The following is a 12714-nucleotide window of genomic DNA, read 5'->3' on the forward strand; positions in this document are numbered from 1 at the left end:
CCCCCCGTACACCTCACGCACGTACAGTCCGACCGTGGAAGAACAGAACCGGCACCCCGCCCCCCACCACCGCCCCGGCTCGCCCGTACGTTCCGGGATCCCCGAGCACGGCCGGATCCCCAAGTACTACGCCGTCAAGGCCCGTATCGCCGAGCTCCTCGACGAGCTCGGCGAAGGCGGGGTGCTGCCCACCGAGCGGGATCTCGCCGAGCGGTACGAGGTGGCCCGCGAGACCGTGCGGCAGGCGTTGCGGGAGCTGCTGCTGGAGGGCCGGCTCCGCCGGGCCGGACGGGGTACCGTCGTCGCCGGGCCCAAGCTGGAGCAGCCCCTCTCCCTCGCCAGCTACACCGAGGGCGTGCGCCGCCAGGGCCGCCGCCCGGGCCGTCACCTCATCGGCCTGGAACGTTTCCCCTGCCCGCCCGAACTCGCCCGCGGCATCGGCGCCGAGACCGGTGAACCCGTCTGGCACCTGGAGCGGGTGCTGCTCGCCGACGACGAGCGCGTCGGGCTGGAGAGCACGTACGTCCGGGTCGCCCGCGCGCCGCGCCTCGACGTCGATTTCCAGCCGGACTCCTCCTTCTACGGATACCTCCGCGACAGCCTCGGCATCTCCTTCGGCGACGCCGACGAGAAGCTGGAGACCGTCCTGGCCACCCCCCGCGAGGCCCTGCTGATCGGCACCCCGCCGGCCCTCCCGATGCTGCTCATCCACCGCTTCTCCCGGGATCAGGACGGCCTGCCGCTGGAACGGGTGCGTTCGCTCTACCGTGGCGACCGGTTCAGCTTCACTACCCGCCTGCGGCCCGAATAGCCCCGGGAGAAACGGAGGAACAGCACCAAAACCGACCAACCAAAATCACAGAACGGTAACGGGTCTAGTCCAAGCGTCGAGGGCTGTTCACCGGCCGGTCGCCCACCCGATCCTCCCGGGTCACGGACCGCCCCGACCGTGGACGCCGTGAGAGTCATAGTCGTCGGAGGCGGCGTGGTCGGCACCATGCACGCCTGGCAAGCAGTCCAACGCGGCCACGAGGTCGTCCAGATCGAGCGCGAAGCCGAGGCCCGCGGCGCCTCGCTGCGCAATTTCGGCCAGATCTGGGTCAGCGGCCGGGCCGGGGGCGAGGAGCTCGACACCGCCCTGCGGGCCCGCGAGCTCTGGGAGCGGATCGGCGCGGAGGTGCCCGGCCTGGGTTTCCGCGCCATCGGCTCCCTCACCCCCGTACGCAACGCCCGCGAGTACGCGGTCGCCGAGGCGGCCGCCGCCCGCCCCGACGCCGCCGCCCGCGGATACGAACTGGTCACCGCCGAAGAGGCGCGGGCCGTCAACCCCGCCCTGCGCGGAGCCTTCGAGGCCGCCCTGTGGTGCGAGCGCGACGCCGCCGTCGAACCCCGCACCGCCCAGCTCCACCTCCGCGAGGCCCTCCGCGCCTCCGGCCGCTACACCTTCCTGCCCGGCCGCGAGGTCCGCGACCTGGCCGGCCCGGCCGCCGTCCGCGACGACCACGGCCAGGTCCACCGCGGCGACGCCGTCGTTCTCGCCACCGGCGCCTGGCTCTCCGGTCTGGTCCGCGAGCTCGCCCCCGAACTGCCCGTGCGCCGCGTCCGGCTCCAGATGATGCAGACCGCCCCCCTCGGCGAGCCGCTCACCACCTCCGTCGCCGACGCCGACAGCTTCCGCTACTACCCCGCCTACCGGAGCGACGCCCTCGACGTCCTCAACGCCGAGCAGGCCCAGACGCCCGTCGCCGCCGCGCACAAGATGCAGCTGCTGATGGTCCAGCGGCAGGACGGCGGCCTGACCATCGGCGACACCCACGAGTACGAGCACCCCTTCGCCTTCGACACCCTCGAAGACCCCTACGACCACCTCACCGAGGTCGTCGAGTCCTTCCTGGGCCGCCCGCTGCCGAAGATCAGGCACCGCTGGGCGGGCGTGTACGCGCAGTGCACCGACACCAGCCGCGTGGTCCACCGCCAACAGGTCGGCGAAGGCGTCTGGCTCGTCACCGGACCGGGCGGCCGGGGCATGACCTGCTCGCCCGCCATCGCCGAAACCACCGCGAACGAACTGGGCTGGTGAGCCGCATGACCGACAGCAAGAGCAGGAACCTCGTCGTCCTCGACATGGCCGGCACCACCGTCGCCGACGGCGGCCTCGTCGAGCGCGCCTTCGAACGCGCCGCCGCGCACCTCGGCGTCGACCCCGGCACCCCCGGGCACGCCGAGAAGCTCCAGTACGTCCGCGACACCATGGGCGAGTCGAAGATCTCCGTCTTCCGCCACCTCTTCGGCACGGAGGAACGCGCCCGGCTCGCGAACTCCGCCTTCGAGCAGGCGTACGCGGAACTCGTCGACGGCGGCCTCGTCACCCCGGTCCCCGGCGCCCGCGAGACCATCGAGGCGCTCCGCGCCGACGGCCACACCGTCGTCCTGACCACCGGCTTCGCCCGCGTCACCCAGGACGCCATCCTCGACGCCCTCGGCTGGCGGGACCTGGCCGACCTCACCCTCTGCCCCGCCGACGCGGGCGGCCGCGGCCGGCCCTACCCCGACCTGGTGCTGGCCGCGTTCCTGCGCACCGGGGCCGTGGACGACGTACGCGAGACCGCCGTCGCCGGTGACACCGCCTACGACATGCTCAGCGGCCGCCGCGCCGGCGCCGGCATCGTCGCCGGCGTCCTCACCGGCGCCCACGACCGCACCGCGCTCACCGCGCACGGCGCCACGCACGTCCTCGACTCCGTCGCCGGACTCCCCGCCCTCCTCGCGGCACCGCGAACGGAGCCGTCGTGAGCGGCATCCGCTTCGACTCCGTATCGGTCGCCTACCACGGCACCACCGTCCTGGACTCCCTCGACCTGACCGTCGAACCCGGCGAGGTCATGGCCCTGCTCGGCCCCTCCGGCTCCGGCAAGACCACCGCCCTGCGCGCCGTCGCCGGCTTCGTCCGGCCCGTATCCGGACGGGTGCTGATCGGCGGCCGGGACGTCACCGCCCTGCCCCCGCACAAACGGGGCATCGGCATGGTCGTCCAGCAGTACGCGCTCTTCCCGCACCTGCGCGTCGAGGACAATGTCGCCTTCGGCCTGCGCGCCCAGAAGGCCCCCAGGGCCGGGATCCCCGCCCGGGTCACCGAGGCCCTGGAGATGACGGGCATGGCCGCCTACGCCAGGCGCTACCCGCGCGAGCTCTCCGGCGGACAGCAGCAGCGCGTGGCCATCGCCCGCGCCCTCGCCATCCGCCCCGGGGTCCTCCTGCTGGACGAGCCCCTCTCGGCGCTGGACGCGCAGCTGCGCTCCGGGATGCTGGCCGAACTGGCCCGGCTGCACCGCGAACTCCCCGACGTCTCCATCCTGTACGTCACCCACGACCAGGTCGAGGCCCTCACCCTCGCCGACCGGATCGCCGTCATGGACCGCGCCCGCCTCCAGGACTGCGGCACCCCGCAGCAGCTGTACCGGGCACCGCGTACGGAGTTCACCGCGTCCTTCGTCGGCAACGCCAACCTGCTCCCGGTGACGGTCGCCGACGCCGGCGCCGTCTTCGCGGGCCGCCCCCTGGACCTCGACACCGGACGCGCGGCCCCCGGCGCGACCGCCACCCTGTGCGTACGGCCGCACCTGCTGGGGCTCGGCGAGGGCCCCAACGCCCTGCGCGGCACCATCACCGAGGTGCAGTGGCGCGGCTCCACGCACCGGCTGTACGTCGACGTCGGCGGGCACCGCGTCAAGGCGGACCTCCCCGAGCTGCGGGAGACCCCGGCGCTGGGTGACGAGGTCACCCTCCACTTCGAGCCCCGCGACGCGGTGCTCCTGGCGGCGGGGGTCACCGATGCCTGAGGCCGCGCTCCGGCCGGCCGGCCCGGCGCCGACCGGGACCCGGACCCCGTCCGAGCACCCCGATCCGCCCCGGGAGGCACCCCCCAAGACACCCCCGCGGGGAACCCGCAGCCTGCCCCGCGCCCTGTGGGCCCTGCCCCCCGTGGCCGTGCTCGGACTGGTCTTCCTCTACCCCCTGGCCCTGGTCGTCCGGCAGTCCCTCACCCCGGACAACGGCGGCGGCGCCTTCGACGCCTACTCGGCTGTCTTCGCCTCCCACGCCTTCCGCGAAGCCCTCGGCACCACCGTCTGGCTGGCCCTCGCCGCCACCGTCGGCTGCCTCCTCCTCGGCTTCACCCTGGCGCTGATCATCGCCTTCGTCCCCTTCCCCGGTGCCAAGGCCGTCGCCAGATTCATCGACGTCTTCCTCTCCTTCCCCTCCTTCCTCATCACCCTCGCCCTCCTCTTCATCTACGGCACCGTCGGCATGGCCAACGGCCTCTGGACGGACGCGTTCGGCGGCTCCGGAGGCCCGTTCCACTTCCTCACCACCCCCTGGGGCGTCCTCCTCGCGGAGATCACGTACTTCACCCCGTTCGTGATGCGCCCGCTGCTCGCCGCCTTCTCCCAGCTGGACACCGCCCAGCTGGAGGTCGCCGCCGGCCTCGGCGCCCGCCCCGCCCGGATCATCCGCCAGGTGATCCTCCCCGAGGCCCTCCCCGCCCTCGCGGCGGGCGGCAGCCTCGTCCTCGTCATGTGCCTCAACGAGTTCGGGATCGTGCTCTTCACCGGCGCCAAGGGCGTCACCACCCTCCCGATGCTCGTGTACGGCAAGGCGATCCTCGAGTCCGACTACCCGGCCGCCTGCGTGGCCGCCGTCGTCAACATCGCCATATCCATCGGCCTGTTCGGCCTCTACCGGGTGGTGGGCAAGCGTGCTGGTGCATAGCAAGGGCGGCCGCTGGGCCGCCTGGAGCCTGTTCGGGATCCTCTTCGTCCCCCTCTTCGCCCTGCCGCTCCTCGTGGTCGTGGCCGCCTCCTTCGCCACCCGCTGGTCCGGCGCCTTCCCCTCCGGCCCCACCACCGCGAACTACGCCTCCGCCGTCCAGGGCGAATCCCTCCAGGCCCTGACCACCTCCCTGGTCACCGCCCTGGCCGCGAGCCTCCTCGCGCTCACCGCCGGCACCTGGGCCGCCCTGGCCGCCGCCGCGCTCGGCAGGCGCGGCAAGCGCGTCCTGGACGCGCTGTTCATGCTGCCCGTCGCCGTGCCGTCCGTGGTCGTCGGCCTCGCCGTCCTCGTCGCGTTCAGCCGGCCCCCGCTGCTGCTCAACGGCACGAGCACGATCGTGGTCCTGGCGCACGCCATTCTTGTCACGGCGTTCGCCCACCAGTCGGTTTCCGCCGCCATAGTGCGTCTCGACCCCGCGTACGAGCAGGCGGCCGCCTCCCTGGGAGCCCGTCCCGCGTACGTCCTGTGGCGGGTCAGGATCCCCCTCCTGCTGCCCTCCCTCACGGCGGCCGCCGGACTCTGCTTCGCCCTGTCCATGGGTGAGCTGAGCGCCACGATGATGCTCTACCCGCCGGACTGGATGCCCCTCCCGGTCCGGATCTTCACCGCCACCGACCGCGGTTCGCTCTTCGGCGGATCCGCCGTGGCCGTGGTGCTGATGGCCACCACCCTGCTGGTCCTCCTGGCCGTCTCCCGCGTCCGCACCCGGGCCTCCTACCGCTGACCCGGCCCCCCGCACCACACCCCCCCCGCCACGCCTCCCCACCTCCGCAACCCCCCGTCCCGTTAAGGAACCCCCATGTCCAGAGCGCTCCTGCTCCGCACCGCGACCGCCCTCACCACCGGCCTCGCCCTCGCCGGCACCCTCACCGCCTGCGGCGGCTCCTCCACCGCCGACGGCTCCGGCGCCCAGGGCGGCGGGAAGACCGTCACCGTCTACAGCGCCGACGGCCTCAAGAGCGACAAGGGCGACGGCTGGTACGACAAGGTCTTCGCCGACTTCACCAAGAAGACCGGCATCGAGGTCAAGTACGTCGAGGGCGGATCCGGCGAGATGGTCCAGCGCGCCGTCCGCGAGAAGACCAACACCCAGGCCGACGTACTGATCACCCTGCCGCCCTTCATCCAGCAGGCCGACGGCAAGGGCCTGCTCCAGGCCTACGCCCCGCAGGGCTCCGACCACGTCAACGGCGCCGACAAGTCCCCCGACGCCAAGTGGACCTCCGTCGTCGGCAACTACTTCGGCTTCGTCTACAACAAGAAGGAGCTCACCTCCGCCCCCAGGACCTGGGAGGAGCTCCTCGACGCCAAGTACAAGGGCAAGCTCCAGTACTCCACCCCCGGCGTCGCGGGCGACGGAACGGCCGTCCTCGTCAAGGCCATGCACGACTTCGGCGGCAAGGACCAGGCGATGGACTTCCTCAAGAAGCTCCAGGCCAACAACGTCGGCCCGTCCTCCTCCACCAGCAAGCTCGCGCCCAAGACCGACAAGGGCGAGCTGCTCGTCGCCAACGGCGACGTCCAGATGAACTTCGCCCAGTCCAAGTCCATGCCGAACCTGGGCATCTGGTTCCCCGCCAAGGACGGCGGCAAGCCCACCACCTTCGCCCTCCCGTACGCGGCCGGCCTGGTCGCCAAGGCCCCGCACACCGAGAACGGCAAGAAGCTCCTCGACCACCTGCTGAGCGAGGACGCCCAGAAGCTGGTCAGCGAGGTCGGCGGCGGCTTCCCCGTCCGCAGCGACGTCAAGCCCACCGACGCCAACGCCATCGAACTCACCAAGCTGATGGGCGGAGTCGAGGTCTTCGAGCCCGACTGGGCCGACCTCGACAAGAACCTCACGGGCTACGTCGACGCGTGGAAGTCCGCGACCGGCAGCTGAGCCTTGACCTCCCGGCCACCCCCACCCGGAACCATATCGAACGGATAACGGGTCTGGACCGAAACCGCACCCCGGTCCGGACCCGCCGCATGCCGCGCGCCCGTCCACGCGCCGCGGCACCCGAACCCGCACGCGCACGCATGCCCCGCCCACACCCACTTGCTCCTGGAGGAGTACGTGTCCCCTGTCCTGCGCGGACGCACCCTCGCCGTGACCGCCACCGCCACGGCCCTGCTCGCCACCACCCTCGGCCTCACCGCCACCACAGCCTCCGCCTCCGGCGACCCCAGGGCCGCGGCGGAGGCGGCCGCCAAGACCGCCGCGGCCACTGCCACCACCACCGGCTCCAGCCCCGGCAAGGTCCTCGTCATCGGTCTCGACGGCGTGGTCCTCGACCGTCTCAAGGCCGCCAACGCCCCCAACCTCCAAGCCCTGATGGCCGAAGGCCTCACCGCCCGCAGCACCCTCTACGCGAGCCCCATGGCCGCCACCTCCTCCGGCCCCGGCTGGTCCACCATCGCCACCGGCGTCTGGCCCGACGAGCACGGCGTGAAGGACAACACCTTCACCGGCAAGAACTACGCCGCCCACCCCGACTTCCTCACCCGCGCCGAGAACGCCAACCCCGCCCTCAACACCTACGCCGCCGCCGACTGGGAGCCCCTCACCTCCGCCGACGCCGGCGGCCCGGTCTTCTCCGCCAAGGCCGACAAGCGCCTCTCCCTCAAGGGCGACCGCGACGGCTACGAGTCCGAGGACCCGAAGATCGCCACGGCCGCCTCCGCCGAACTGCGCGACGGCAACCCCGACGCCTCCTTCGTCTACTTCGGCCAGATCGACGGGGCCGGCCACTCCTACGGCGCCGCCAGCCGGCAGTACCTCGACGCCATCGGCCGCGTCGACACCCTCGTCGGCCAGGTCCTCACCGCCGTCAAGGCCCGCCCCGCCTACGCCCAGGAGAACTGGAAGATCCTGGTCACCACCGATCACGGCCACACCGACGCGGGCGGCCACGGCGGCTCCACTATCCAGGAGCGCGGCACCTTCGTCATCGCCAAGGGCGCCGGGATCCCCGCTGGTTCGGTCCGCGACGACGTCAAGCTCGTCGACGTCGCCGCCACCGCCCTCGCCCAGGTCGGCGTCCCCACGACCGGACTGGACGGCGTCCCCCTCGACAGCCCCGACGACGACCCCTTCGACACCCTGCGCCCCGCCCTCCAGTCCCGCGTGGACGAGACGGGCATCCCGGCCGGGGTGAAGGGCTTCACCCACACCCCGCCCGCCGGCTGGTCCGTGGACAACTCCAGGATGGGCACGGGCGGCGTCACCGAGTGGGCGGGATGGGCCTTCGCCACCGACGAGTTCTGGACCCAGGCGCAGCGCGACCAGTGGCGCGAGCTGAACGTCCGCTCCCGTGACGTCTTCGCCGTCGCCGACTCCGACGAGTGGGACGACAAGACGCACACGGGCACCTTCGACTCCACCCTGATCACCCCCAAGTGGGCGGTCACCGGCGGCTCCACGCGCACCCTGGACTTCGAGACGCACTACCGCCACGAGGCGGGCCAGACCGCCCAGGTCCTCGTCTCCTACAACGGCGGCGCACCGACCGTGGTCAAGACGTACACCGCCGACGCCGTCGCGAGGACCGAGTCCCTCCCGCTGCAGATCCCGGCGGGTGCCACCGACGTCCGGATTCGCTTCCGCTACAGCGGCACCAACAACTGGTACTGGACGGTCGACAACGTCCGGCTGTCCTAGCCCGTCCGGGCCGTGGACGCCCTCGGCGTCCACGGCCCCCGCCCGCTAGGGTGGTGGTACAGACCACAGACCCACAGGTCAGAGGCCATCCAGAGCGGAGAGAAATCCGTGGCAGAGCGCAAGCCGATCGAATCCTGGCTCACCGACATGGACGGGGTCCTCATCCACGAGGGCACTCCGATCCCCGGCGCCGATGCCTTCATCAAGCGGCTGCGCGAGTCCGGCAAGCCCTTCCTGGTCCTCACCAACAACTCCATCTACACCCCGCGCGACCTCCAGGCACGGCTCAGCCGCATGGGCCTGGACGTGCCCGTGGACAACATCTGGACCTCGGCCCTCGCCACCGCGAAGTTCCTCGACGACCAGCGCCCCGGCGGCACGGCGTACGTCATCGGCGAGGCCGGCCTGACCACCGCCCTGCACGACATCGGCTACGTCCTGACCGACCACGAGCCCGACTACGTGGTCCTGGGTGAAACGCGGACCTACTCCTTCGAAGCCATGACCAAGGCGGTCCGGCTGATCAACGGCGGAGCCCGGTTCATCTGCACCAACCCCGACGAGACGGGCCCCTCCACCGAGGGCCCGCTCCCGGCCACGGGTGCGGTCGCCGCGCTGATCACCAAGGCCACCGGCAAGAAGCCGTACTTCGCCGGCAAGCCCAACCCGCTGATGATGCGTACGGGCCTCAACGCCATCGGCGCCCACTCCGAGACCAGCGCGATGATCGGCGACCGGATGGACACCGACGTGCTGGCGGGCCTGGAGGCGGGCATGCAGACCTTCCTCGTGCTGACCGGGCTGACCACGGTCGAGGACACCGAGCAGTTCCCCTACCGCCCGACCCGGACGGTCGACTCCATCGCGGACCTCGTCGACCTGGTGTAGCCGGACCGCGCGTATGGCCGACACGTACGGGCCAAAAGAGCGCCGCTCCGGATGCGGAGCGGCGCGCCGCGCGTGAATCTCCTCGTAAGGAGGTTCACCATGCGAAGTTCTCTGCTCGCTCTCCGTGCCGCAGCGGTGGCCGTGACCCTGGCGGCCTGCACCGCCGTGACCGCCCCCGCCGCCCTCGGATACGACGGGGACCGCGGCGGTGTCTCCATCGAGCCGAACCCGGCGGAACCGGGCGGCCGGGTCAAGATCCGTGTACGTGCCTGTGAGGGCGACTGGGCGGTGGCCCGTTCCCCCGTCTTCGACGGGGAGGTCCGGTTGCGCAAGGGCCACGAGGACCCCCGCACCCTCTTCGGCGAGGCCGAGATCCGTCACCACGCCGACCCGGGCTGGCACGAGGTCCGGGTCAAGTGCGAGGGCCGGGACGACGGCCTGCGCGGCTCCCTGGAGATCCGCCACCGCGACCACCGCCCCGACCCCCACCACTCGCCGGTCTGGCCGGTCCACGCGGGCGGCGGCGCGATGGCCGCCCAGGTCGCCGAGACCACCCGGCTGGCCTCCGGCTCGGTGGCGAAGAAGAGCCATCACGGCGACGGCCCCGGCCTGCCGCAGACCGTGGTCGGCGCGGTCCTGGCCGCCGCGGCCACCCTGGTGGTCGCCGGGCGGGCCCTGACCCTGCGCCGCCGCCGCAACGGCGGATGAGCGGGCCCCGGCCCTCCGCCGGCGGCCGGCTGCTGACCTTCACCGCCTGGTCGGTGCTGGTGCTCGGCCTCTGGCTGTGGGGCAAGGAGATCACCGGGGTGCCGGCCGGTCCGCTCTCCGGGCGGGCCGGCGGCCAGGCCGCCCCGGGCCTCCCGGCCGCGCGGGCCCCGCTGACGGCGGCGATGCCCGCGCGGGTCGACGTACCGTCCCTGGGGGTGCAGGCGCCGGTGATCGCGCGGGGCCTCGACCGGCAGGGGGCGATCGAGCCGCCGCCGTACGAGCTCCCCGGCACGGTGGGCTGGTGGGGCGCGGGCCCCGCGCCCGGGGCGGCGGGGGCGGCGCTGATGGTGGGGCACGTGGACACGAAGTCCAAGCCGGCCGTGTTCTTCGGCCTGGGGTCGGTCAAGCCGGGGGCGAAGATCCGGGTGGCGCGGGCGGACGGGACGGTCGCCGAGTTCACCGTCGAGGACGTACGGGTCTACGAGCGCGCGGGCTTCGACCCGCACAAGGCGTACGGGCCCCGGGTCGAGGGGCGCTCCGAGCTGAGGCTGGTGACCTGCGGCGGTACCTACGACAAGGCGGCCGGCCAGTACTCGGCGAACGTGGTGGTCTCGGCGTACCTGACGGGCGCGGGAGCCAGGCCGGGCGCGGCGGCCTAGACCCGGCGCGGCGGCCTGGACCGGTCCGGCTTTCCGGTACGACAGAGAAGCCCCTCGCAGCTTTCGCTGCGAGGGGCTTCCCCTTGTCTGTGCGCCGCCAGGGACTCGAACCCCGGACCCGCTGATTAAGAGTCAGCTGCTCTAACCAACTGAGCTAGCGGCGCTTGCTGACAGGGAAAACTCTACCCCACTTCCAGAGGTGCTCGTGACCAGCCGCGCCCGCGTTGTCCGATTAACCCATGTTTGAGTGGTTTGTCGTGCACGATATGTCTGGGCCGGGCCACATCTGACGCTCCGTCGGGTGCGGCCGGGGCCCGGACCGACGACAGCAGGAGCGATCGGGCCGATCAGGACCGGTCAGGGGAGTGGACGGAACCACATGACGACGCAGCCTCCGGTGCGTGTGCAGATGCCGATGCCGACGCCTGTCTTCGAGGAGTACGAGCCCGCCGGCGACTGCGCGTGCCCCGGCTGTGCCCAGCGCCGCCGGGCCCTCGCGCGCGGGCGGGCCATAGCGCTGCGCGACGGCGGCACGCCGGCCGTGCGCGGAGCCCGGCGGGCACTGGTCCTGGCCACCGCGGCCGGGGTGGTCCTGGGCGGCGGCGGGCCTGCGGCCGCACTGCTCCCGGACCACGCCGCCCCGAAGCCACGTCCGGCCGAGCCGCTCCCGGCCGAGCCGCTCCCGGGCGCGGGGCGGACGGCGGGCACGGCGCACGGGGCGGACGCCCGGCCCGTGCCCGGCCCCGGCCCGTCGGCCCGGGACACCCCGGGCAGCCCCCAGGGCGGCCGGGCCCCGCTGCACGGCCGGCCGCGTCCCCCGGCCTCCGGACCGGGACGGCCGGGCGCGCCCTCGCTGGCGCGGCGCACCGACCGGGCCACGATCATCAACCGGGCGAAGCTGTGGCTGGAGGCGCAGGTCCCGTACAGCATGTCCGAGTACTGGACGGACGGCTACCGGCAGGACTGCTCCGGGTACGTCTCCATGGCCTGGAACCTCGGTACGAACGAGTGGACCGGCAGCCTGGACACCTTCGCCACGAAGATCACCAAGGACGAGCTGCTGCCCGGGGACATGCTCCTCTTCCACAACCCGGCGGACCCCAACAAGGGCTCGCACGTGGTCCTCTTCGGCGGCTGGGTCGACGAGACGCACACGCACTACATCGCCTACGAGCAGACCCCGCCGGTCACGCGGCGGCTGGCCACGCCGTACGGGTACTGGAACAACGGGGCCAAGTACGTCCCGTACCGGTTCAACGGGGTGACCGGCGGCATCCTCCCGGGCGACTCGGTGCCTCCGGCGCAGCAGCCGACGGTCACCTTCCCCGGCGCGTCCAAGTTCGGCCCCGGGGCCGACAACAAGTACGTCGCCGAGCTGGGCCGGATGCTGATCGACCGCGGCGCCCTGCGGTTCTACCCGAAGGGGCCGAGCACCAAGTGGAGCGAGGCCGACCGGCAGGCCACGGAGGCGTTCCAGCTGGCGCAGGGCTGGACGGGTGCCGACGCGGACGGCATCCCGGGCCCGGACACCTGGCGGCTGCTGGTCCAGCGCCAGGGCAACGACATCGTGCCGACGGGCCGCACGACACCCCCGCCGGGCCCGCAGGCACCGCAGGTCCCGCCGGCCCCGTCGGCGCCCGGGGTGCCGCGCCCGGGCCCCGCCGGTGTCCCGGCCTATCCCGGCCTGAGGGTCTTCCACCCCGGCCGGTCCCATCCGGCGATCGCCGCGATGGGCCGGCAGCTGCTGAAGAAGGGCTTCGGCAAGTACTACACGGCCGGCCCGGGCCAGAGCTGGACCGAGGCAGACCGCCGCAACGTCGAGGCCTTCCAGCGCGCGCAGGGCTGGCGCGGCGCCATGGCCGACGGCTACCCGGGCCCGGAAACCTGGCGCCGGCTGTTCGCATGACGGAGGCAACGATGACGCACCCCACCCGCACCACGTTCACGACGGGCACCTTCCACCCCGCCCCACCCTCCGCCCCCCACCCC

Annotated in this window: 12 protein-coding genes and 1 tRNA gene; 12 read left to right on the top strand and 1 reads right to left on the bottom strand. The window is 72.9% G+C overall.

Going from position 1 to position 12714, the window contains the following annotated elements; translation table 11 throughout:
• Window positions 1–34 precede the first annotated feature (34 nt).
• From VR44_RS21960 to VR44_RS22010, 11 genes are all read left to right on the top strand, one after another.
• The gene (locus VR44_RS21960) at window positions 35–811 is read left to right on the top strand and encodes a GntR family transcriptional regulator (protein ID WP_045949290.1); all 777 of its coding nucleotides are present in this window, start codon (window positions 35–37) and stop codon (window positions 809–811) included.
• Window positions 812–958: 147 nt separating this feature from the next.
• Window positions 959–2080 carry a TIGR03364 family FAD-dependent oxidoreductase gene (locus tag VR44_RS21965; protein WP_045949291.1) on the top strand — a complete coding sequence of 374 codons (1122 nt, stop codon included), beginning with the start codon at window positions 959–961 and terminating at the stop codon, window positions 2078–2080.
• A 5-nt stretch (window positions 2081–2085) separates the two neighbouring features.
• Entirely contained in the window at window positions 2086–2793 is a 708-nt protein-coding gene (locus tag VR44_RS21970) for a phosphonatase-like hydrolase (protein WP_045949292.1), read from the top strand.
• Window positions 2790–3839: an ABC transporter ATP-binding protein gene (locus tag VR44_RS21975; RefSeq protein ID WP_045949284.1), complete on the top strand. Its 1050-nt coding sequence runs from the start codon at window positions 2790–2792 to the stop codon at window positions 3837–3839. Before VR44_RS21970 ends, VR44_RS21975 begins: the two co-directional genes overlap by 4 nt.
• Window positions 3832–4767: a 2-aminoethylphosphonate ABC transporter permease subunit gene (locus VR44_RS21980; protein WP_045949285.1), complete on the top strand. Its 936-nt coding sequence runs from the start codon at window positions 3832–3834 to the stop codon at window positions 4765–4767. Before VR44_RS21975 ends, VR44_RS21980 begins: the two co-directional genes overlap by 8 nt.
• The gene (locus tag VR44_RS21985) at window positions 4754–5551 is read left to right on the top strand and encodes an ABC transporter permease (protein ID WP_045949286.1); all 798 of its coding nucleotides are present in this window, start codon (window positions 4754–4756) and stop codon (window positions 5549–5551) included. Before VR44_RS21980 ends, VR44_RS21985 begins: the two co-directional genes overlap by 14 nt.
• Window positions 5552–5626: 75 nt before the next feature.
• Window positions 5627–6709, top strand: a complete 1083-nt coding sequence (locus tag VR44_RS21990; protein WP_045949287.1) for a 2-aminoethylphosphonate ABC transporter substrate-binding protein — start codon at window positions 5627–5629, stop codon at window positions 6707–6709.
• 177 nt (window positions 6710–6886) lie between these two features.
• Window positions 6887–8470, top strand: a complete 1584-nt coding sequence (locus VR44_RS21995; protein ID WP_245692064.1) for an alkaline phosphatase family protein — start codon at window positions 6887–6889, stop codon at window positions 8468–8470.
• Between the two features lie 108 nt (window positions 8471–8578).
• Window positions 8579–9358 carry an HAD-IIA family hydrolase gene (locus tag VR44_RS22000; RefSeq protein WP_045949288.1) on the top strand — a complete coding sequence of 260 codons (780 nt, stop codon included), beginning with the start codon at window positions 8579–8581 and terminating at the stop codon, window positions 9356–9358.
• A gap of 99 nt (window positions 9359–9457) precedes the next feature.
• Window positions 9458–10066, top strand: a complete 609-nt coding sequence (locus VR44_RS41390) for a hypothetical protein (protein WP_157880374.1) — start codon at window positions 9458–9460, stop codon at window positions 10064–10066.
• A complete protein-coding gene (locus VR44_RS22010; RefSeq protein ID WP_045949289.1) occupies window positions 10063–10725 on the top strand; it encodes a class F sortase in 663 nt (220 codons plus the stop codon). Before VR44_RS41390 ends, VR44_RS22010 begins: the two co-directional genes overlap by 4 nt.
• Before the next feature lie 90 nt (window positions 10726–10815).
• Here the strand turns inward: VR44_RS22010 and VR44_RS22015 are convergent.
• A tRNA-Lys gene (locus VR44_RS22015) sits at window positions 10816–10889 on the bottom strand.
• Window positions 10890–11140: 251 nt separating this feature from the next.
• Between VR44_RS22015 and VR44_RS22020 the strand changes: the two genes are divergently transcribed.
• The gene (locus VR44_RS22020; protein ID WP_045949295.1) at window positions 11141–12631 is read left to right on the top strand and encodes a peptidoglycan-binding protein; all 1491 of its coding nucleotides are present in this window, start codon (window positions 11141–11143) and stop codon (window positions 12629–12631) included.
• Window positions 12632–12714 lie beyond the last annotated feature (83 nt).

The sequence above is a fragment of the Streptomyces katrae genome, from assembly GCF_000966975.1.
Classification (GTDB): domain Bacteria; phylum Actinomycetota; class Actinomycetes; order Streptomycetales; family Streptomycetaceae; genus Streptomyces; species Streptomyces katrae.